Origin of the sequence: Planococcus versutus (genome assembly GCF_001186155.3) — a bacterium.
Taxonomy (GTDB): domain Bacteria; phylum Bacillota; class Bacilli; order Bacillales_A; family Planococcaceae; genus Planococcus; species Planococcus versutus.
This window is the reverse complement of sequence record NZ_CP016540.2, coordinates 563,738-586,482: the sequence shown is the minus strand read 5'-3', so window position 1 is coordinate 586,482 and position 22,745 is coordinate 563,738. Positions and strand designations below refer to the sequence as shown.

The 22,745-nt window shown below is 41.6% G+C and carries 21 protein-coding genes; 3 read left to right on the top strand and 18 right to left on the bottom strand.

Annotated elements, in window-relative coordinates:
* Positions 1-54: 54 nt before the first annotated feature.
* The 13 genes from I858_RS03085 to I858_RS03025 all read right to left on the bottom strand — a co-directional run bounded on the left by I858_RS03085 (position 55) and on the right by I858_RS03025 (position 14,879).
* Complete coding sequence (locus tag I858_RS03085; protein ID WP_065524415.1) at positions 55-1,878, bottom strand: ABC transporter ATP-binding protein; 1,824 nt, start codon at positions 1,876-1,878, stop codon at positions 55-57.
* On the bottom strand, positions 1,875-3,599 hold the full coding sequence (locus I858_RS03080) for an ABC transporter ATP-binding protein (protein ID WP_049694461.1): 1,725 nt from the start codon (positions 3,597-3,599) through the stop codon (positions 1,875-1,877). Before I858_RS03080 ends, I858_RS03085 begins: the two co-directional genes overlap by 4 nt.
* A complete protein-coding gene (locus I858_RS03075; RefSeq protein WP_049694490.1) occupies positions 3,596-4,069 on the bottom strand; it encodes a MarR family winged helix-turn-helix transcriptional regulator in 474 nt (157 codons plus the stop codon). Before I858_RS03075 ends, I858_RS03080 begins: the two co-directional genes overlap by 4 nt.
* A 148-nt stretch (positions 4,070-4,217) precedes the next feature.
* The gene (locus I858_RS03070; RefSeq protein ID WP_049694460.1) at positions 4,218-4,481 is read right to left on the bottom strand and encodes a hypothetical protein; all 264 of its coding nucleotides are present in this window, start codon (positions 4,479-4,481) and stop codon (positions 4,218-4,220) included.
* 145 nt (positions 4,482-4,626) lie between these two features.
* Positions 4,627-5,514 carry a TIGR01777 family oxidoreductase gene (locus I858_RS03065; RefSeq protein ID WP_049694459.1) on the bottom strand — a complete coding sequence of 296 codons (888 nt, stop codon included), beginning with the start codon at positions 5,512-5,514 and terminating at the stop codon, positions 4,627-4,629.
* A gap of 64 nt (positions 5,515-5,578) precedes the next feature.
* Positions 5,579-6,025 carry a DUF4385 domain-containing protein gene (locus I858_RS03060; RefSeq protein WP_049694458.1) on the bottom strand — a complete coding sequence of 149 codons (447 nt, stop codon included), beginning with the start codon at positions 6,023-6,025 and terminating at the stop codon, positions 5,579-5,581.
* Between the two features lie 285 nt (positions 6,026-6,310).
* Complete coding sequence (locus I858_RS03055; protein WP_049694457.1) at positions 6,311-7,948, bottom strand: glycoside hydrolase family 13 protein; 1,638 nt, start codon at positions 7,946-7,948, stop codon at positions 6,311-6,313.
* A gap of 12 nt (positions 7,949-7,960) precedes the next feature.
* Positions 7,961-8,980, bottom strand: coding sequence for a LacI family DNA-binding transcriptional regulator (locus I858_RS03050; RefSeq protein WP_049694456.1), 1,020 nt, complete (start codon positions 8,978-8,980; stop codon positions 7,961-7,963).
* A gap of 13 nt (positions 8,981-8,993) precedes the next feature.
* Positions 8,994-9,809 (bottom strand): carbohydrate ABC transporter permease, encoded by an 816-nt coding sequence (locus I858_RS03045; protein WP_049694455.1) that lies wholly within the window; start codon positions 9,807-9,809, stop codon positions 8,994-8,996.
* On the bottom strand, positions 9,809-10,669 hold the full coding sequence (locus tag I858_RS03040; protein ID WP_049694454.1) for a carbohydrate ABC transporter permease: 861 nt from the start codon (positions 10,667-10,669) through the stop codon (positions 9,809-9,811). The genes I858_RS03045 and I858_RS03040 overlap by 1 nt, the downstream gene beginning before the upstream one ends.
* A gap of 195 nt (positions 10,670-10,864) precedes the next feature.
* On the bottom strand, positions 10,865-12,169 hold the full coding sequence (locus I858_RS03035) for an ABC transporter substrate-binding protein (protein WP_049694453.1): 1,305 nt from the start codon (positions 12,167-12,169) through the stop codon (positions 10,865-10,867).
* A gap of 226 nt (positions 12,170-12,395) precedes the next feature.
* Positions 12,396-13,268 (bottom strand): ROK family protein, encoded by an 873-nt coding sequence (locus I858_RS03030; RefSeq protein WP_049694452.1) that lies wholly within the window; start codon positions 13,266-13,268, stop codon positions 12,396-12,398.
* A 24-nt stretch (positions 13,269-13,292) separates the two neighbouring features.
* Positions 13,293-14,879 (bottom strand): glycoside hydrolase family 13 protein, encoded by a 1,587-nt coding sequence (locus tag I858_RS03025; RefSeq protein WP_049694451.1) that lies wholly within the window; start codon positions 14,877-14,879, stop codon positions 13,293-13,295.
* 273 nt (positions 14,880-15,152) lie between these two features.
* Between I858_RS03025 and I858_RS03020 the strand changes: the two genes are divergently transcribed.
* A complete protein-coding gene (locus tag I858_RS03020) occupies positions 15,153-16,043 on the top strand; it encodes a PucR family transcriptional regulator (protein WP_049694450.1) in 891 nt (296 codons plus the stop codon).
* Between the two features lie 107 nt (positions 16,044-16,150).
* Positions 16,151-17,248, top strand: coding sequence for an ABC transporter ATP-binding protein (locus tag I858_RS03015; protein WP_049694449.1), 1,098 nt, complete (start codon positions 16,151-16,153; stop codon positions 17,246-17,248).
* Positions 17,249-17,459: 211 nt separating this feature from the next.
* Here the strand turns inward: I858_RS03015 and I858_RS17585 are convergent, their stop codons facing one another.
* The 3 genes from I858_RS17585 to I858_RS03005 form a co-directional block, all read right to left on the bottom strand.
* The gene (locus I858_RS17585) at positions 17,460-17,858 is read right to left on the bottom strand and encodes an ROK family protein (RefSeq protein WP_338046087.1); all 399 of its coding nucleotides are present in this window, start codon (positions 17,856-17,858) and stop codon (positions 17,460-17,462) included.
* Positions 17,855-18,331, bottom strand: coding sequence for an ROK family protein (locus I858_RS17580; protein WP_338046071.1), 477 nt, complete (start codon positions 18,329-18,331; stop codon positions 17,855-17,857). Before I858_RS17580 ends, I858_RS17585 begins: the two co-directional genes overlap by 4 nt.
* A 174-nt stretch (positions 18,332-18,505) precedes the next feature.
* The gene (locus tag I858_RS03005; protein ID WP_239457211.1) at positions 18,506-19,168 is read right to left on the bottom strand and encodes an alpha/beta fold hydrolase; all 663 of its coding nucleotides are present in this window, start codon (positions 19,166-19,168) and stop codon (positions 18,506-18,508) included.
* A gap of 92 nt (positions 19,169-19,260) precedes the next feature.
* On the opposite strand from I858_RS03005, the gene I858_RS03000 reads away from it, so the two are divergent.
* The gene (locus I858_RS03000; protein ID WP_049694446.1) at positions 19,261-19,821 is read left to right on the top strand and encodes a maltose acetyltransferase domain-containing protein; all 561 of its coding nucleotides are present in this window, start codon (positions 19,261-19,263) and stop codon (positions 19,819-19,821) included.
* A gap of 574 nt (positions 19,822-20,395) precedes the next feature.
* Here I858_RS03000 and I858_RS02995 read toward each other — a convergent pair.
* Positions 20,396-21,379: an ornithine cyclodeaminase family protein gene (locus tag I858_RS02995; RefSeq protein WP_049694445.1), complete on the bottom strand. Its 984-nt coding sequence runs from the start codon at positions 21,377-21,379 to the stop codon at positions 20,396-20,398.
* 24 nt (positions 21,380-21,403) lie between these two features.
* Positions 21,404-22,717: an MFS transporter gene (locus I858_RS02990; protein ID WP_049694444.1), complete on the bottom strand. Its 1,314-nt coding sequence runs from the start codon at positions 22,715-22,717 to the stop codon at positions 21,404-21,406.
* Positions 22,718-22,745: the final 28 nt, after the last annotated feature.

The window sequence follows — 22,745 nt, the reverse complement described above, 5'->3', positions numbered from 1 at the left end:
AACGTGTTTTTGCTCAGCTGTCGAAAAATAGCCAAAGCAGTAGACCTTTTCGTTTTACACAGCCAATTTTGCTGCAAACTGACTTTGATACAAATCGGCGTAAAAGCCGTTTTTGTCAAGCAGTTGTCGGTGTGTGCCTTGTTCAATCACTTTTCCTTGATCCATAACCAAGATCAAATCAGCGTCTTTAATCGTTGACAAGCGATGCGCAATTACAAAACTTGTGCGTCCTGCCATTAATTGGTTCATCGCTTTTTGAATAAAAATTTCTGTACGTGTATCCACACTTGACGTCGCTTCATCTAAAATCATGATAGGTGGATCCGCAAGAATGGCACGTGCAATGGTCAATAACTGCTTTTGTCCTTGTGAAATATTTGATACTTCTTGATTTAAAATAGTATCGTAGCCGTCTGGCAAGGTGCGGATAAAGTGATCGGCATGTGCTGCTTTTGCTGCTTTTCGAACTTCGTCTTCTGTTGCACCTGTTTTCCCGTATGCAATATTATCGCGAATGGTCCCGTTAAAGAGCCATGTGTCTTGCAATACCATTCCGAAGTTTTGACGCAACTCGTGTCTCGACATATTACGCGAATCCAGTCCATCGATCAAAATCCGTCCTGCGTTTAATTCATAAAAACGCATCAATAAATTGATCAACGTTGTTTTCCCAGCGCCCGTTGGTCCAACGATGGCAACCGTTTGACCTGGTGAAACAGCGATGTTCATTTTTTCGATCAACAATTCGTTGTCGTAGCCAAAGTCAACGTCTTCAAAAGCGACAGCACCTTTCGCACGTTCGAGTACTGAAGTTGTGACTTCTGTGATTTCTTCTTCTTCATCGAGCAATTCAAACACACGTTCAGCCGCCGCTATTGTGGATTGAATAATATTAGCAATATTCGCCGTTTGCGTAATAGGCTGTGTAAACTGTTTGGAATACGTGATAAACGCTTGAATGTCCCCAATGGAAATCGCACGTTGTGTTACCAAAATACCTCCAACAATACTGATCAAGACATAACTTAAATTCCCGATTAACGTCATCATTGGCATAATGATGCCTGAAATAAACTGCGCTTTGCGTCCTGCTTCGTATAGTTCTTCGTTGACCGCATCAAATTGTTCGTTGGACTTTTCTTCGTGTCCAAACGCTTTGACCACTTGATGACCTGTGTACATTTCTTCGACGTGCCCATTTAAACGGCCCAGATTTTTTTGTTGACTGGCAAAATACTTTTGTGATCTTTTTAAGACTGGTTTGATAACGAACAGAGATAGCGGCAAGCTAACCACTGCGATCAATGTTAATAATGGACTGATGGTTAACATCATCACCAATATCCCAACGATGGTCACAATTGACGTAATAAATTGCGTCAAGCTTTGTTGCAACGTACTGCCAATGGTATCGATGTCATTGGTCATGCGACTCAAAGTTTCTCCGTTTGATCGGCCATCAAAATATTTAAGTGGTAATTTCCCTAGTTTTTTATTGACGTCTTGTCGCAAATCGTAGACGGTATCTTGCGCTACTGTAGACATCATGTATTGCTGAATATAACTGAATATACTACTTAGTACATACAATCCTGCAAGCAGCGCCAGAATTTGTCCGATGACACCAAAATCAATACCGCCGCCTGGCACGCCTTGCAGTTGTCCATAAGCACCTTCGAATAATTCAGTAATGGCCATCCCCATAATTTTAGGACCAACAATTGTAAATACCGTGCTGAGAATTGCAACGATAAAGACAGCTGCTAGTTTTTTACGGCGAGGTCTTAAATAAGATACAAGACGTCGAAACGTCCCTTTGAAGTTTTTCGCTTTTTGCGGTGGCATATTCCCACCTTGTGGAGGACCCATTCTACTCATGCGATTTCCTCCTCTGACAATTGAGATAAGGCAATTTCACGATACACTTCGTTATTCTCTAAGAGTTCTTTATGTGTACCTATGCCCACCATTTCGCCTTTTTCTAAAACGATAATGCGATCTGCGTCAACTACTGTACTTACACGTTGTGCTACGAGTAGCACCGTTGCATGTTTTGTTTCGTTTTCTAATGCTTTTCGCAGTTTGGCATCCGTTTTGAAATCGAGTGCCGAAAAACTATCATCAAAAATATACAAGTCCGGTTTGCGAATCAATGCACGAGCAATGGATAACCGTTGCTTTTGACCGCCTGATAAATTCGAACCGCCTTGTTCAACACTAGCTGAATACCCACCTTCAATGTGGTCAATAAACTCTGTTGCTTGTGCAATCGCTGCAGCATTTTTTAGCTCTTGTTCACTGGCGTCTTGTTTTCCAAAGCGAATATTGTCCGCAATAGATCCGGTGAACAATACCGATTTTTGTGGCACAAAACCAATTTTCGAACGAATTTCTTGTTGAGGAGCTTTACGAATGTCAACACCGTTAACGCGAATCGTTCCGCTCTTTACCTCATAAAAGCGTGGTACAAGATTTACAAGTGTCGACTTCCCAGAACCTGTTCCTCCAATAATTGCTGTGATTTCACCTGGTTTTGCAGTAAAACTAATATGCGATAGCGCAGCTTCTTCTGCTCCTGGGTAGTAGAAAGTGACGTCTTCAAATTCTAAAGTCCCGCGGGCAAGATTGGCTTTTTGGGTTCCGTCATCTTTAAACGCTGGCTGCATTTCTAGTACTTCATTGATTCGTTTAGCTGACACGGCAGCACGTGGAATCATCACGAACATAAACGATGCCGTCAGTAAGGCAAACATAATCATCATCACGTATTGAATAAACGCCATTAAATCACCAATTTGCATGGCGCCATTACTAATGCGAATTCCGCCAAACCAAATAACTGCAACCACGGTAATGTTCATCACCAACATCATGACCGGCATTAAAAATGCCATCACTTTATTGACTTTGATCGACACATCCGCTAAATCACGATTAGCTGTTTGAAGACGTGCTTTTTCTTCTGTTTCACGGTTAAACGCACGAATGACGCGAATACCAGTTAAGTTTTCACGCACTACTAGGTTTAAGCCGTCTATTTTTTTCTGAACTTGTTGGAACAATGGCATTGCGTATTTCAAGATCAACAAAATCGCAATAACCAAAAATGGCATAGCACCGATAATAACGAGCGATAGTTTCGCGTCTTTTGAAACCGCTAGTATGACTCCGCCGACTAACATAATCGGTGCACTAATGACCATGCGCAACATCATAATGGTTACTTGTTGCACTTGTGTAATATCGTTTGTCGTACGTGTAATCAGCGATGCCGTTCCCACTTCGTCAAACTCTTGAAGTGAAAATTGCCCCACATGCTTGAAGACTTTTTGTCGCAAGTCACGACCAAGTCCCATGGCCGCTTTAGAAGAGTAAAAACTCGCAAAAACAGCTGCTGTTGCACCAATGGCTGATACCAATAACATCCATAAACCAATTTTCCAAATATACGGGATGTCTCCTTTGACAACACCATTATCAATAATGTCAGCCATCAATGTCGGCAAAAACAGCTCTGCCATGGATTGAGCAAATACCAAGGCGATAACGCTAAAAACAATCCATTTATACGGACTTAAGTTTTTTAACACTTTAATCATTTTATCGTCACCTCTACCTCTGTTCTGGTTAAGTACTCTGAGATTTTCTGATGAGCACGTAAAAGTTCCTCTACTTGTTCTTCAGTAAATTGCTCGCTTGCTGCTTTAAACACTTGATACACTCCGTCTTCTTGCAAGTGGAAGCCATTTACTAATGCTCGTCCTCGATCGCTAAGTGACAACATCATTTCCCGACGATTGCACGCCACTTGTTGACGGTCGATATAGCCTTCTTTCACCAGTCCATCCACTGATTGACTTAATGTACTTTTCGGCAAAAAAGTTTTTTCTCCAACTTTTTTTTGTGTCATTTCATCGCAATTAAAGATGGTCATTAAAATCGAATATTGTGGAACTGATAACTCTTTTTCTGCTGCTGCTTTTTGAATAAGGCGTACCATATTTTTTTGGACATGGCCAAAAGACAACATTAACTTCATGTAATTATCTGGCTCTTTATTGTTTTGCATGTTAGCACCATCTTTCATTTTCGAACCGTTCCAAATGGAACAATCATTTCTATATTCTTTAACCTACGCTCTTTTTTCAGCTTCGTCAACTAGGAAGAACCGCAAAAAAAAAAATCAACTCTCGACTTGCAAGAGTTGATTTAGATTGTTAGATTTTTTGAACATGAATGGCGCTTTGTGCTAGACAATACTCAATCAGTATTGCCACTAATTTTCGATTTTGCATAAAATCTTGTGGCTTTGTCCAAACTGCTCGAAACACATGAGTAACAAGTTGCTCACAGACAGAATGATTGGGATCAGCCTGGTGGGCAATTTTCCAAATAACGCGGTGGTAGCGGTCGTACAAATCGGATAATGCTTGCTCTTCTCGGTTGCGAATACCCATCATCAATTTTTCGTCTATGGTCAATTTGTCACCCCCTTCTTGTAGGTATTTCCTCTAAACAATTATCTCAAACCCATATATCTCGAAATAAAGGAATTAAGTTGAAATAAAAAAATAGCACATGGAAAGTCTTTCTAATGAAGAACTTTCTAGTGCTATATGCTTATTTTTATTCATGAAGAATATTGTGAAGCGCCCGATCAAGTGTCGGGTAAGCAAATTGGAAGCCATCTTGTTCTAGCCGTGCAGGCAAAATCCAACGACTCTTCAAAATCAGTTCTGGCTCTGTGCGAATAATGACGCCGCCAATACTCAACATCCATTTTGTTGTCGGTAATCCGACTTTGCGGTTCATTGCTTTTCGCAATGCCTTCATCAATTCGCGGTTAGTGACAGGTGTGGGTGATGTGGTATTGATAATGCCACTCATCTGATCATTGTCGCGCAAGTATAAAATGATTTTGTAAACGTCTTCTATGTGAATCCAGCTAAACAGTTGGTTGCCGTTTCCTTGCTTGCCGCCAAGACCAAAACGCACCATGTTTTCATAAGGCACCATAACACCGCCGCCTTTGCCAAGAACGATCGATAGCCTTAACGCGACTTGACGTGTTTCTGGTAAGTAAAACGAAAACAGTGCTTGTTCCCACGCCTTGCCAACTTCTACAGAAAAACCTTTGCCAAATTCGCCACTGGCTTCTGTCATCGGCCGATCTTCCGCATGACGGTAAATCGTCGACGTACTGGAATTGATCCATAATGGTGGCGGGTTATCACAGTTTAAAATCGCTGCTCCTAACGCTTCGGTTGTCTTCATACGCGAATCGAAAATCTCACGTTTGTTGGCTTCAGTGTATCGACAATTCACTGATTTCCCTGCCAAATTAATGAGCATTTCCGCGCCTTCTAATGCGTTGAGCATACCGGCATAATCCGTCCAATTTACATGATGCGGCTTTCGTGAAATGATAACGACTTGATAGCCTTGCTCTCTAAACTTTTTTTCTAAGTATTGCCCAACAAATCCTGTTCCTCCAGCTAAAACGATTTTTTTCATTGCGCCACCTATTTTCTGTATGTTGTTATGCTATTTGACGCACGCTATTTGTAAAAGATGCATCTCAGCCAAATTCTTTTTGGTGCTTCTTTTTGCGTTTTAAATAATCTTCATCTTCACGAATTTCATCCCAGCGTTTTTTGAAAATTGCGGCTGACTCGGCTTTTACCGGATCAATGTCGCGTTCTTTAATGCTGCCGTCTTCATTGTATTTGCGTCCACCTTTGTAATTCGTATAGCGTCGTGCACGCGTATAGCCCATTTGAATAAACTTTCGCGCCATGTCCATGCCGACAAAATCATCTTGCTTGCGATACTCTTCAAACAACTCAGAAATTTTATCGCACGACTCTTGCGCAATGTCCGGTGTCTTGAAACGCCAATGCGGCAAAATTTCTCCTTTATATGGCTGTACCATGAGTACACCTTGCTCGCCTTTGCCTACGCGGTACAGCTCGGGATGTTTTCGCAAATCGAGATTTTCATAATCCAAGTCATAATCAAACGCCATCGTCATCGACTCCTTTGTCCTTTTCGTTGTTAGGGATATACCCTTGAAGTAGGTACGCGAATCTTTTTGTGTGAGAGGAGTTTAAAGAGAATCGTGTAAAAACTTTGATTGTTCATATAACAGCTTGAACAGTTCATGTATAGACTCTAAACGCGTGGGTAAAGATGCTAAAACTTCGGATAAGAATTTTCTTCTTTTCACAAACTTCATACAAAAGCATCCAAAATAAAAAGCCAAAGAAAGTCTAAGCTTTCTCTGGCTTTTGTTCGACAACAGCATCTAGTTTCATCCAACAAACGCGTCTTTTGGAATTTTATAGACGCGTGCTTCGTATGGAAGCAGTTGTGCGGGATCGATGTTTTGATAATTTGCTAAAAGTAATGTGAAGTCTTCAGAATCGATGCCGCATAAGCAAGCATGTTGACCGAGGTTAGTGACGATGAGTACTTTTTCGTCAGCAGATTCACGCGTGTATGCAAACACGGATTCGTGCCCTAATTCAATTAATTTATATTCTCCGTAGACGAAAACGTCCATGTGTTTTCGAAGCCAAATCATTTGTTTATAGAAAGCGAGCACTGAATGTGGATCGTCTTTTTGTGCTTCTACATTTAGCCACGTATAGTTTGGGTTGACACCTATCCACGGTCTGTTGCCAGAAAATCCGGCGTTCGCGCTAGCGTTCCATTGCATTGGCGTTCGCGAGTGATCGCGGCTTGTTGCGCGCAGCAATGTCATGATAGATTCATGTTCCATACCCGTTTCTTTTTTGTGGAAATACAAGTTGTGCGTATGAACGTCGTCGAAATGATCAAGTTTTTCGAATGGTGCGTTCGACATTCCAATTTCTTGACCTTGGTAAATAAACGGGGTTCCTTGCATGAAGAAATACATGCATGCTAATGCGGTTGCACTTTCGCGCCAATAGATTTGATCGTCGCCCCAAGTGGAAACGACGCGCGGCTTATCGTGGTTTTCAATGAATAATGCATTCCAGCCAATGCCGTTTACTTTTTCTTGCCATTTGCTAAGTACTTTTTTTAACTCAGGTACGTTTACGCCATTACTGATTTCGACGTTCCACAAGTCGATGTCTTCGAACTGGAAAATCATATCGAATTTGCCGGTTTCTTCGTTGACCCATTCATCGATTTCATCTGCTGAAACACCGTTTGCTTCACCAACTGTCATGATGTCGTGTTTGCTGAATGTTTCATCGTATAATTCTTGTAGAAATGGCTGGATACCATCGACATTCATGAACTTATCCCACGAAGGAACGAATAACTGCTCGCCTGCTTCTTCTGTATTCACGTACTGTTTTTTGATGTGGCTAATAGCATCTACACGGAAACCATCAATTCCTTTAGCAATCCACCAATTAATCATTTTGTAGAGTTCGTTGCGAACTTCGGGGTTTTCCCAATTTAAATCAGGCTGTTTTTTCGAAAAGATGTGCAAATAATACTGCTTGGTTTGTTCATCGTATTCCCAAGCAGGTCCACCGAATATACTTTCCCAATTTAATGGTTTATCTTGCCAAATGTACCAATCGCGCTTTGGATTGTCGCGAGATGATTTTGATTCCAAAAACCATGGATGTTCATCGCTTGTATGATTGATGACCAAGTCGATAATTAGTTTCATGTCGCGCGCATGTACTTCTTCCATTAAACGTTCAAAATCATCCATTGTACCGAACTCTTCTAAAATGGATTGATAATCACTAATATCATAACCGTTGTCATCATTTGGTGATTTGTACATTGGGCAAATCCAAATGACGTTAATGCCCATGTCTTTCAAATAATCCAATTTGCTGGTGACACCATTAATGTCACCCAAGCCATCATCGTTTGAATCCATAAAGCTACGTGGGTAGACTTGATAAACAACTGCTTCTTTCCACCATGTTTTGTTCATATTCGATCCCTCTCAAAGACGTCGGCAAGAGCCTCTTTCAATTAGTCTGGAAGGAACCACGACTTGTTTCGGAGGTGTCGATTCGTCTGTTATTTTCTCTACGACTAATTCGGTTGCATGTAGTCCAAGTTCATAAATTGAAATGTCCACTGTGCTAAGCGGCGGCTTTAAGTGTTTTGAAATGGTGTGGTTGTTAAATCCAATGATGGAGACATCTTCTGGTACTCGTATTTCCAAATCTTCTAGATAACCAATCACTTCGTACGCCACCATATCATCATGCGTAACAATAGCGGTTGGCGGAACTTCGAGCGCCATCAAACGACGAATCGAGTCTTGTTCATTGCCTTGTATAAAGTCTTGATTAACCGTGTAATTTGCATCAAACGAGATTTGATGTTCACTGAGTGCTTGCTTATACCCTTGCATTCGGTCGATTGATACGACAAAATCAGAAGCCCCTCCGACAAATGCAATGTGTTGATGACCCAAATCGATTAAGTATTCTACCGTTTCTTTGGCCGTCTGGATATTGTCGTTATTGACATGACTTACAGATTTCGGATTTTTGTAAGGCCGCCCAACGACAGCAAATGGCAAGCTGCTTTGGCTTAAATACTCTAAAACCGGATCATTAATCTTTGAATAAAGAAGAATGATTCCGTCCACTCGTCTGCCTTGGACCATTTCAACTACTTCTTGATAAATCTCTTCTTGCGTGGCACCCGTTGATAAATACAAACCGTATTTGCTATCATGCGCTTGTGTAGATATACCACGCAACACTTCTGGAAAGAACGGATTTTGGAAAGCAAGTGCCGCCGAGTTTTCCATAATAACACCCAGCGTTCTAGTATTATTCGCTACTAAATTACGGGCTTGGAAATTTGGATAATAGCCCATCGTTTCCATTACTTCTCGTACTTTTTGTTTTGTTTTAATACTAATTCGTGGATTGTCAGCAATTACGCGAGATACGGTAGCCGGCGATACACCCGCTTTTTTTGCAACGTCTTTAATCGTGATTGCCATTTGACTGTCTCCCTTATTTTACTGCTCCATCCGATACCCCTTTGATGATTTCGCGTTGAGCAAAAAAGTAGAAAATGATAACCGGAATGATTGCGAGCGTCAATCCAGCAAGTGCTAAATGCCATTGCTTGGTGTATTCACCAAAGAAGAAGAACATCTTCAAAGGAATTGTTTCACTTCCAGGCGTATTGATAACGAGTGATGGCAATAAATAATCGTTCCAAATCCAAATAATATTCAGAATGGCTACTGTCACTGTAATAGGTTTTAAGATTGGGAAAATGATGTACCAGAATACTTGAAAGCGGTTGGCACCGTCAATTGTCGCTGCTTCATCAAGCGAGCGCGGAATATTGTTCAGTGCACCATGATATAAGAATATCGACAAGCTTGCGCCAAAACCAATATACATAAAAATTAATCCTCCGCGGTTTAACATTTCAAACTTACCGAATACTGTTACGAGCGGAATCATAACCGATTGAAACGGTATTAACATCGCTGCAACGAATGTGAAAAACAGCACTGTACTGAGTTTGCTTTTAGCGCGTGATAACGCATAGGCTGCCATTGCTGAGAAAATAATGATCAAAACCACACTAATGACGGTAATTAATAAAGAATTAAATAATGTTTGCATGAAATCTAGTTCTTCAAATGCCGTAATGTAATTATCAAAACTCCAATTTTCCGGAGGGCTAATCGTATCCATAAAAATTTCTTTTTTGGATTTGAATGAGTTGACGAACATTAAGTAAAAAGGTGCTAGCCACAAAATTGCCAACAATAACCCTAGAACTTCTAGTTTCACATTCCATTTTTTCTTCATTACATTTCAACCTCCTTGCGTTTGTTCAGATAAACCTGAACAAGAGCGATGAGTGCTACGATAACGAAGAAAATGACAGCTTTCGCTTGTGCATAGGCAAAAGCATTTTGTGCAAACGCGGTCTTAAAAATTTCCATCGCAACCATTTCCGTAGAATTATAAGGTCCACCAGCTGTTAACGACAAGTTTTGGTCGTACAGTTTGAAGGTATTCGATAGTGTTAAGAACATGCTGACCGTGAATGCAGGAGCAACAAGCGGAAAGACGACATAACGGAAACGTTGGAATGGAGAAGCTCCATCAATTTCAGACGCCTCGAGCAATTCTTTTGGCATCCCTTCTAAATAAGCAATATAGATGACCATGATGTACCCCGCCATTTGCCAGCTCATCAAAATGACCAAGCCCCAGAACCCCGTGTTCGTTGTAGACAACCAGCCTTGCAAGCCTTCCATGCCAATAATTTCGCCGACACTTGCAAATACTTTGATAAAAATGAATTGCCAAATGAAACCTAAGATCAAGCCGCCGATTAAGTTCGGCATGAAAAATGTCGTACGTAGTAATTTACTTGAACGCACGCGCCCCGTAACAAGAAGTGCTAACGACAGGCCAATGACATTAATTAAAATAACAGAGACAATCGAAAATTTTGTGGTGAACCAAAGCGAATCGAGGAAACGCTGATCTTTGAACAAGTCGATATAGTTTTGGAAGCCGACAAACTCTCCAGTGTCGATGCCATTCCAAGTAGTGAATGAATAATAAACGCCGAGTAGCATTGGAACAACGACAACTAGCGTAAGTGCCAGCAATACCGGGGCTAAAAACAACCAATAAGATAAATCTTTTGTACGCATACAGGCACCATTCCTTTCATGATTCATTCAGTAAGATTTTATGAGTGAGTAAATTAATCGCTACAGGCGGAGGTTCTCCTCGGCGAAGCGGTTTATAAAAGTGAAGCCAGTACAATTTTCTCTAATACCAAAACAAAGTAGCACAGAGGCTACTTTGTTTGAACCACTCATAATGATGATTAACTTATGTGTTGCTTATTTAGCTCGGTCTGTTTTCCAAGCTTCTTTTGCTGAGTCGATAACTTCGTCCCATGTTGCTTCGTCGCTCAAGTATTTTTGGATGCCTGAACCAAGTGCATCTTCTCCCCATCCAGTTGGATAGCCCATAAATACCCAGCCAATTGTGTTACCTGACTCGGAAGCATCATAGATTGCTTTCGACATTGGATCAGAAATTTTTGATGTGTCGTAGCCTTCGTAGGCCGGAATAAATTTAAAGTCTTCTATTACAGCTGTTTTACCTGCATCAGATGTGTATAACCAATCTAAAAAATCTTTTGATTCTTTAATGACGGCTTCGTCTGCTTTTTTGTTTACGCCCCAATACATTGGTACGCCTACTGGTAAGCCTGTATCTTCTACGCCTTCAACAGGAATTGGCATAAGACCGATGCCGTTGTCTGCAAGTTCAGGATCGATACCTGCGATTGAACCGTAAGCCCAGTTTCCTTGTTGGATAATTGCAACGCGCTCAAGAGAGAACAATTCCTCAACTTGTTGAGAGTAATCAAGGCTAACTGTTGGTTGTTTTGAGTATTCATTTTGTAAGTCTACAATTTTCTTAAAGCCTTCTGCGTATTTGAATTCGACAGTTTCTGCGTCAAATGCTGTTAATACATTATTATCAAATTCAGGTGCTAAGAATGTGTTAGACAAATGAAGTCCTGTTACCCACGTTTCTTTTCCTGGGAAAGCGAAAACAGATTCAAGACCCAGCTCGTCTTTTTTCGAGTCTAATGTTTTGACTGCTTTTTCAAGTGATACGAAATCAGTAATCGATGCTGGATCAATTCCCGCTTCTTCAAATAGACGCGTATTGTAGATAAAGCCATAACCTTCTTGGTTATAAGGCAAGCCAAGTACTTCCGATTCAACGGTTACCCCGTCAAGCGTGCCTTCAAGCGCCGCTTCTGCAGCCGCTGTATCCGTTAAGTCCGATAAATTGTCTTTCCAGTCCGCTACATCTTGAGGGCCACCAATGTTAAAAATCGCCGGTTCGTTGCCAGATGCAAACCGTGAACGAAGTGCTGCGCCGTAATCTTCTCCACCACCGACAGTAGTAATTTCAATATTAACGTTCGGGTTTTCTTTTTCATAAAGTTCAACCACGTCTTCAAACTGGTCTTTAAATTCCACTTTGAATTGGAAAATATCGACTGTTACTTTTTCGCCTTCTGCGCTTGACCCTTCTTTTTCTCCATCGCTACTACATCCTGCTAAAACTGCCGCTGATAACATCAATGACGTTATAAGCCCTTTGCTGAACTTTAATTCCTTCATCAGTAATTCCCCCTTTAAAATGTTGTGCAAACGTTTGCACAAAAGTATAAATAAAAAATGGAAACGGACTGGAGCGTGTTCCCAATAATTAATTATTTAGATCATAACATTATGAAAACGTTTGCACAAGATGTCTTTTTAAAATAATTAGAATTTTTCTTCAGCTCCTAGTTATCGAAAAAAGAAAAAAGCAGACGCATTGTCCGCTCCGTTTCCAGTTGTTTAGTTAATTTTCAAGCACTAATAACGCAGCACCTAAAATTCCTGCATCGTTTTCAAAACGTGCCACTTCGACTTTCAGTGGGTTTAATAAAACCGTTTTGAGCTTTTGCTGTAACTCATCCATCCATAAGTATGCGGCTTCTGACACACCGCCTCCGATAATGACCATTTCCATATCGAAAGCGGCTTGTAAGCTACTAATGACCAGGGCTAAGTCTGTCGTAAATCCATCAACAACTCGCTTTGCAACGAGATCAGTATTCGCATTTCGGAAAAGTTCAGGTGGTGTGATTTGAAGTCCTGCTTCGTCAATTCGACGTTCGAGTGCTGTTCCAGACACGTACATTTCGCTACAACCAGATCGTCCGCACGCACATGTGACTCCATTTGGATAAAGAATCATGTGGCCAAGTTCTGCTGCTCCTCCGTGAGGACCGCCACTTAATAGCTTGCCATCCCATAACACACCGCCGCCAAGACCCGTACCGAGTGTTAACACAACAACGCGATTAAGTCCTTGTGCTGCTCCAAACTTCGCTTCTGCAAGTGCTACAACATTTGCATCATTTTCGACTTCGACCTGTTTGCCTGTTGCTTTTTCTAACCATTCTTTGACCGGTGTATTGCTCCACCCAGGCAAGGTTTCTGCAGCATAGATCACTTTTCCTTGCTTTGGATCGACAAAACCATGTGTTCCTATGCCGATTGCATGAACTTCTGGTTGCTCCGCTAAAATACGCAAGATGTTTTCTTCAAGATACGGATACAGCGGAATGATTGTTGGAATTTTTTCTTCGTATAAAATCTGTCCGCTAGCATCAATGATGCCTAAACGGATTTTTGTTCCGCCAATGTCAACTCCTAGTACTTTTTCCATGGTTCCTCCTTATGATTTTCGTTTTTAGTGTTGGTAATAAACGACCGCTTCATATGGCTTGAGTGCGAGTTCGTCATTATGATCTGCATAATTGCCGATTAGCTTTGCGCCTTTTGGTCGTTCAACAGATTTGGTTTGATTTGAAAAATTGCAATAAACGGTCAAAGTTTCGTCATTCCATCTACGCGTATAGACGAACAACTCCTCGTCTTCCCGGTGCATCAACGTAAAATCGCCATGTGTGACGATATCCATTTTTTTACGAAATGCGATTAACTTTTTGTAGTACTGATAAATTGAATCTGGATCTTGATGCTCTAGAGCATTGATGTTTGTATAATTTGGATTTACTTGTATCCAAGGCACACCTGTCGTAAAGCCAGCATTTAGCTCATTTGACCATTGCATTGGCGTTCGTGCATTATCGCGTCCTTTTGCGTAAATCTTCTTCATGATGTCGTCATGCGAAATGCCTGCTTTCTGTTTTTCTTGATACATGTTGATCGTTTCAATATCTTTATACGCTTCAATCAGATCAAAACGAACATTGGTCATCCCTAGTTCTTCGCCTTGATAAATATAAGGCGTGCCTTGCATGAAATGTAAACAAGTCGCGAGCATTTTAGCAGATTCCACGCGCCAATTTTGATCATCGCCAAAACGCGACACAATGCGCGGCTGATCGTGGTTGTTCCAGTACAGGCTATTCCAACCTTCTTCGTGAAGTCCGTGCTGCCACTTTTCTAGATTTTCTTTCAAGTCTATCAGTTCTAAAGGCTTTAAATCCCATTTCCCTCCAGACGCTTGATCGAGATCCATATGCTCGAACGTAAAAATCATATTGAGTTCTTGATTTTGACTAGCGATATAGTCACGCGCTTCTTTTGGCGAAGTACCTGGCGTTTCACCGACTGTAACAATATTGTATTTGGACAGCACTCGTTTATTCATTTCTTTTAGATAAGTGTGAACATTTGGACCGTTCATGAATTGACTGCTGCCATCGCCGTCCGGTGCGTCTTGTATATTTGGAACTTTTGAAATCATATTGATGACGTCCATTCGGAAGCCGTCTACGCCTTTATCTAGCCACCAACGCATCATTTCGTAAACTGCTTCACGCAACTGGGGATTTTCCCAGTTTAAATCTGGTTGCTTTTTAGAAAACAAGTGTAAATAGTATTGGTTGCGTTCTTTTTGAAAGTCCCATGTAGAGCCACTAAAAAACGAGCGCCAATTGGTTGGCTGATCGCGCCATATGTAAAAATCGGGATGGTCTTTAAACCAAGTGTGCTCATCAGACGTATGATTGACAACAAGATCCATAACCAATTTCATGCCTCGCTCATGTACTCTTTCCAGTAACTCATCAAAGTCTGCCATCGTTCCGAACTCGTTCATGATTTTGTAATAATCGCGGATGTCATAACCGTTATCGTCGTTTGGTGAATCATATACCGGTGACAGCCAGAGAATATCTACACCAAGGTCATGCAAGTAATCGAGTTTTTGGATAATGCCCGGAATATCGCCTATGCCATCTCCATTCGAGTCCATAAAACTCCGCGGATAAATTTGATACACAGTCGATTTTTTCCACCATTCAGTCATAAAGCCGCCTCTTTTCTTATAAAGTGAATACTATTCTAACATCATACATGAATCTACCGAATTGCCAACTAAATCAAAGAAATTATGGATAAACGAAGAAATCGTTCTAGGCGGATGCTTTGAATCCACAGAATGTGGGTCGTGCAACTGGCGCAACAGGACGTCGCCAAGGGTACAACTTGAATTTCCAAGATCCATTGAACTTTGGTAACCTTTAGTACACGAAAGACTTTATTGTATAATTGAGTCAATCACTGTGAAAAGAGGTATCCGATGATTAAGCAATTAAAAGAAATCTACCCTTCGCTTCAAGTGCTCGAACACGGCATGCCAACTTCAGATCTAGCGTATAAATGGTTTTCAGCAACAAATGGTACGATTGTAGGCATTCATGAATCTGAACTTCCATCGCGAGACTTGTCGCTTCTCGCTACATTTTTGACACCTTATAACCCGACTTTTCCCATGCTCACAGACGAAGAAAAGAAATGGTTAGCTGTACTCGATTCTTCTATAAAAGTGGAGGAAATAGATTTTCCATTAACTTTACCATTTCGTTTTGTTCATTTTTCCATTCAAGAAAAACAAATCAGTCCGATTGCCTTCAAACAAGCAGTGAATGATTTTTATGCGCAGCAAGTGCCGATTCTTTGGGAAAGCGACCATCAAGGTATTTTGGTTGAATACATAACAAAAGAAGATGGTCCTCTTTTTTACGAAGAAATTATCAATATCTTGATGAGCGATTTGTATATTAATATATACTTTTTTGTTGGACCGTTTCGTACGAGTCTAGACGGTGTTCTTGCTCATTACCGAGCAATGATTGATGGTGCAAAAGTCGTCAGTCTTTATTCGAATAAAACCGTTTTAAACTATACCGAGGCCATTCCGTATTTGATGATAAACCAAACATCTGCATCGCTTCGTGAAGAAATCAAACAATCGGTTTTACAAGTTTACCAAGAAGACCAGGAAACTATAAAAATGATCGAAGTATTTGTCCGCAATAACTTAAATATTTCAGAAACTGCCAAGGCTTTGCATATGCACCGCAATAGCTTGCAGTATCGTTTCGATCGATTTTTTGAAAACACTGGCATCGACGTACGAAAATTTCATGACGCTATGGCAGTTTACTTAGCGATTTCAACCCAAAAGTAAATATGCACAAAAACTGATTTGCTTTTTTAGGCAATGTTGATATTTCTTCTAAATCGCGGGTCAGTTAAGCTGTTACCAATGACAAAGAGATTATTGGAGGAAACCATATGACAGGCTTAACCTTAGTGAATATCAAAAAAGAGTACGAAAAAGGTGTAGTATCCGTACAAGATTTCAACTTAGAAATTCGCGACAAAGAATTTTTGGTATTGGTCGGTCCTTCTGGTTGTGGAAAATCCACGACACTTCGCATGATCGCTGGACTAGAAGATATTACAGAAGGCGATTTATTCATTGGTGACAGACGAGTTAATGATGTGTCGCCAAAAGACCGTGACATCGCAATGGTTTTCCAAAACTATGCGCTCTATCCGCATATGACTGTCTATGAGAATATGGCTTTTAGCTTAAAATTACGCAAAATGAAAAAAGATGAAATCAAAGCGCGTGTTGCCAATGCTTCCAAAATTTTAGGCTTGGATGATTATTTAAACCGTAAACCAAAAGCGCTTTCCGGTGGGCAACGTCAGCGAGTCGCTTTGGGTCGCGCTATCGTACGTGACGCCAAAGTCTTTTTAATGGATGAGCCGTTATCGAATCTTGATGCAAAATTACGTGTGCAAATGCGCGCTGAAATCCAGAAATTGCATCGTCGCTTGCAGACAACAACGGTTTACGTTACACACGATCAAACTGAAGCAATGACGATGGCGACACGTTTAGTGGTTATGAAAGATGGCTTTATACAGCAAGTCGGCACGCCAAAAGAAGTTTACGATTTACCCGACAACATGTTCGTCGGTGGATTTATTGGCTCTCCGTCTATGAACTTCCTCCGCGGTAAATTAATGGGCAGCCATTTTGTCATGGGCGACATTCAAGTTCTTATTCCTGACAACAAATTGGTCGTACTTAAAGATGGAGGCTATGACAATAAAGAACTTGTTCTTGGCATACGTCCAGAAGATATTCATGACGAGCCTCTTTTCTTAGAACATTCGCCACACACGAAAATTCAAGCTTATATCGACGTAGCTGAATTGATGGGCGCAGAAATCATCCTCTATTCCAAAGTCAACGATCAAGATTTCGTCGCACGCGTGGATGCACGCTTTAACGTTGAAGCAGAGTCGACGGTCGACATGGCGTTTGATATGAATAAAGCTCATTTCTTCGATAGCGAATCTGAACTGCGCATTCACTAAGTGATTGTTTATTTTAGAAGGATAACTGTTGCTACCGAGTCTTTCTCGGTGGCTTTTTTGATTGTTGGTTTGTGAATGTTAATCCTTATAGAAGACTTTTTGTTCATGTAGGCGCGTTAAAACTCCATGTAAAACCTTTAGTCATACTTTACATACCAACAAAAATACCAGAACAAGAGCGGTTTATCCATACTCTCATTCTGGTATTTAATCACTCTTCAAGCACCAATAACGCAGCGCCTAAAATGCCAGCATCGTTTTTAAAACGAGCAACTTCAACAGCTAAAGGGTTTAGTAAAACCGTGCCAAGCTTTTGTTGGAGCGAATCCATCCACAAGTCTGCGGCTTCTGAAACGCCGCCGCCGATAATCAGCATTTCCATGTCGAATATGGCTTGCAAGTTGCTGATGACAAGCGCCAAATCTGCAGTGAATTCTTCAACAATTTTTCGTGCACGCGGATCTGTGCTGGCATTTCCAAAAAGCTCAAGTGGCGTAATGATTAGTCCCGCGTCTTTGATTCGGCGTTGCAATGCAGTTCCCGAAACATACATTCCGCTGCATCCTAAACGTCCGCAAATGCATTTTATACCGTTTGGATAAAGGTTCATATGCCCCAACTCTGCTGCTCCGCCGTGCGGCCCCCACTTAACAACTTGCCGTCCCATAATACGCCACCCCCAAGACCCGTTCCAAGTGTTAACACGACTACTCGATTGAGTCTTTGTGCTGCGCCAAATTTCGCTTCTGCAAGAGCTACGACATTTGCATCGTTTTCAACTTCTACCTGTTTTCCAGTTGCTTTTTCAAGCCATTCTTTTACAGGTGTGTTGCTCCAACCAGATAAAGGTCTGGCAGAATAAATAACTTTTCCTTGCTTCGGATCAACAAAGCCATGTGTTCCGACGCCAATTGCTTGAACTTCTTGCTGCGTTGCTAAAATACGCAATACGTTTTCTTCAAGATATGGATATAGCGGATCGCGCGCTGGAATTTTTTCTTCGTATAAAATGTGTCCGTTTGTGTTGACAATACCAAAGCGGATTTCTGTGCCTCCAATATCGATTCCTAATACTTTTTCCATGGCGCCTCCTTACGATTATCTTCAGATTTGGGCAAAGTTTATCTTTGACATTAGTATATCAATTGCAATGGCGTTCTTGCCTTCTTTACGAATCAAATAAAGTACTTGCTCTTCTTTCTCTACTGCACCGAAAACACTTTTACTAAAAAAAGCCACCCAAAGGGCAGCTCTGCATTAAAAGTTTTTGATTCCAGCGATTATTTGTTTTAATGCATCGATGGATTTGAGTGGATCGGTTTCGCAATCCAATCGGTGGTTAATGTCTGGCAGTAGTGTCGACTTTAAATTCGGGTTCGTTTTTAACAACTCAAATGCGCCTGGTGAGTAATAACGATCTTTGTCGCCGATGTAACATTGAGCCTGATTTTTGCTGTTGACCATTGTGTTCAGTACTTGTTCTTGGTTTAGCAGCGGTGTAACCCATACGGCTTTGGCTTCGCTGAATTCCGGGCGCAACATTTCAGCTCCCATCGCAATGGTGCCAAGTGATTTACCGACAAAGTAAAATTGTTGATAATTTCTTCCTTTGAGCACTTCACTGATAACCAATCGCACATCGTGAGTAATGGCTTCTGTTAATTCTTTCATGGTGAATTCATCATATGCTTTGTCTGTGTATTGGTAATTCACTCGCAACACATCATAGTTTTCATTCAAGAAAATTTCTTCTGCAAAATGAAAAAGCGGGCTTTTTGTTGTATAGCCAGCTCCCGGTAAAAAGATAACTAGCTTTTTTGTATAATCTTCCGTCAGCATTACGGTATAAGGCACTTCAATCCCTTTGTAACCTGCGACTTTGTTGTTGATTGCTTTCATAATTTCCACTCCAGTCTTCATCAGTATAAAGAATATTCCATAAGTTTACGAACTTTTTTTCTAATAAGCTATGATACAATCGAATTACCATCATTCTTTTGGGAGGTTACCAAATGACAATTGAAAAAGATAAGATGCTCGCTGGTGAAATGTACGACCCACAAGATTCGGGACTGCGTCAAAATCGCATGAATGCTCGCCGTCTCAGCCGCATCTTTAACGATACAACCGAAATGGATGGTCAAGATCGCAACGATTTGCTGAAAAAATTATTCGGCTCAACAGGTGAGCTTATCCATGTCGAACCCAATTTCCGTTGCGATTACGGCTTTAACATACACGTTGGACATAATTTTTATGCCAATTTCGATTGCGTATTTTTAGACGTTTGCGAAATTCGGATTGGTGACAATTGCATGATTGCCCCAGGTGTTCATATCTACACAGCCACTCACCCACTCGATGCTGCTTCTCGTAATTCTGGCAAAGAATTTGGGAAGCCGGTGACGATTGGCAACAACGTCTGGATTGGCGGGCGGGCTGTTATTACACCAGGAACCACTATCGGCGACAATGCCGTCATTGCAGCTGGTGCCGTTGTTACAAAAGATGTTCCCGCCAATTCAATTGTCGGCGGCAATCCTGCAAAAGTGTTCCAGCAAGTAGAAGAATAAAAGCAATGCGCTAAAGCACATTGCCTCAGACTGTAGACAAAAGAATGATTATTCGTTTTTTTGTATGTATCTAGGATTCTCCACACCAAGCGGACGCTTTGGGCAGTGGCTTTGCGACGAAGCTAGCGTAGCGATGCAGGAGCATATGAAAAGGCTTGATCATGTATTTTTATTGTGAAATGGACTAAATAATCTCACTTTGATTGAAGCGGAACCCTCCAACTGGGCTGGTCCACGAAGACTCCTGTGGGACAGCGAAAGCTGAAGACCCCGCAGGAACGTCAGTGACGAGGAGGCTGAAGCTGAGCCCACCGGAAAGCGAAGTGGCCAGCCCAGTTGGAGACTATACGTCACTATTCAGTTTAATAAGACTTTGTCTACAAGCTGAAGCAATGCGCTAAAGCACATTGCTTTTTTCCTTTCTATTCTATCTTTAGATAAATAAAGTAAAAAGCAGCGAGTTGTTTTGTGAGATGCGTGTAAAATGCGGAAGTCTTGATGTAAAGCCCTCATTACAACATCCACACAAAAAAACCCACAAGCGACAGCTTGCCGCTTGTGGAATCTCTTTCATTTACAATTCAACTTCCATACCTGTGCCATTAGCTTTGATTTTACTATAGACACCTTTGGCAACAGCTAAATCAAAATATGCAGCACCTACGCATTTAAAAAACGTGATTTCTGATTCTGCTTCACGTCCTGCAGTTTTTCCAACCACTACTTGGCCAAGTTCTGCATGAAGTTGATCAAATGACCATGCGCCTGTTTCGACAGTGTGAAGAAGTTCGCCTGCTTCATCTTTAACGCCCGGCAAGTCATCTGCGACAATTTTATCCGCACGTAAGATCGTTGTTTCATCGACTTCGCACATGCTTGGTAAATACGAACCGACTCCATTAATATGCGTGCCTGGTTTTAAATCATTTCCGTCAAACACAGGAGTGGTTGAACGCGTTGCGCAACAAATGATATCCGCTTGCTGAACTGCTGAAGAAACAAGGGTTTCAACAATGTACGGAACTTCAATACCAAACGCAATAAGCTGTTCACCAAAGCGCTCTGCTTTTTCCGGTGTTCGGTTGACCAAAATAATTTTTTCGATGGGTCTCACTGCTAATACGCCAAGCACTTGCTCGAATGCCATGCCGCCTGTACCGATAACTGTAAGTACGCGACTTTCTTTTCGTGCCAACAGATCTGTTGCAATCCCGCTCAGCGCACCTGTACGCAAACGCGTTAAATACGAAGCCGTCATCATTGCTACATGCTCACCATTATCACCGTCTGATAACAAAATGACCCCTTGCGTCGTTGGCTTGTTTTGCGCTGGATTTTCCGGGAAAATCGTGACCACTTTTACCCCAGCGATTTTACTAACCATGTCCGCGCTTGGCATATAAAGTGCGGATGCCTGGCGTTCTGGAAAACCAAGAACGGTTCGATGCGGATTGTTGATTTGACCTTGTTCTTTAGCACGCAGCATTTCCGTAACGTCTCGGATTGCATCGCTCATTGCGTATTGTTGCTGAATCTGTTGTTCGTTGATGACAAGCATGAAACCCCTCCTAAAAATTGGCGCTTAAGCGCGGTTTTCCTCTACCACTAATGCTGCTGCTTTTGCTTGATTTTTGGTACCGCTCAAGTCTTTTACTGCCCAAATCGATAGCAATGAAATCACTGAAGTCAACATGATATACAACGCAACAGGTACGTAAGAGTTATCAAACGTCACTAGCAAGAAGGTTGCCACTAAAGGCGCCGTTCCGCCTGCTAATGCTGCACCAATTTGATAGCCTAATGTCACACCTGTGTATCGAACTTTCGCATCGAAAATTTCTGAGAACATCGTTCCAAGAACTGCTGTGATGGGTGCCCAAATGACACCAAGTCCAATAATTGTTGCGACAATCAATAAAACCACAGAGCCTTGCTGCAACAGCCAGAAATAAGGGAAAGCAAACAAGCCCATTGCTACAGCTCCTGCCACATACATCCTCTTGCGTCCTACACGGTCAGACAAGGCTCCCATGACTGGGATCAAAATCGTTGTGATGATCGTTGCAATCATCACAGCCGATAACGTAGCGGTTCTTGAAAACTCAAGATTTGTTGTTGCATAAGAAACGACGAATGTACCAAAAATGTAAAACGGTGCAGTTTCCACCACTTTTGCGCCAATGGCGATTAATACTTCACGCCAGTAGTATTTTAATGTATCAACAATCGGTAATTTCGGAATTTCTCCAGATGCTTGAACCGCTTTAAATTCAGGAGTCTCATCAATTCCTTTCCGAATCCAAAGACCAAAGACGACAAGAAATGCACTCAAAATGAACGGTACGCGCCAGCCCCAGCTCAAGAACGCCGCTTCTGGCAATAAGGTCATAATATACAACGCCAATGTTCCCATCATCATTCCGATAGTCACGCCCATTTGCGGGATACTCCCAAAAAATCCGCGACGTTCAGGTGGTGCATATTCGGTTGCTAGCAACAATGCTCCGCCCCATTCGCCGCCAATGCCAAGTCCTTGGATCAACCGTAGCGTGATTAACAAAATTGGTGCTGCCACGCCAATTGCTTGATAAGTCGGCAATAAGCCCATCGCAAACGTCGCAAAGCCCATCATACTTAATGTGATAACCAATGTCTTTTTGCGGCCAATGCGGTCACCGATATGGCTGAAAATAATACCACCAAATGGACGAATAAAAAATGATAATGCGAATGACGCATAAGCGAGCATTAGTCCGACTGTTGGATCTTCATTGACAAAGAATATTTGGTTAAACACCAATGCCGCCATTGTGCCGTATAGAAAATAATCAAACCATTCTATCGAACTTCCGACAAGACTTGCGGTCAATACTTTGCGTGTTTGTTTTTTATCCATCTTATTTCCCCCTTGAAATAAATTGAAG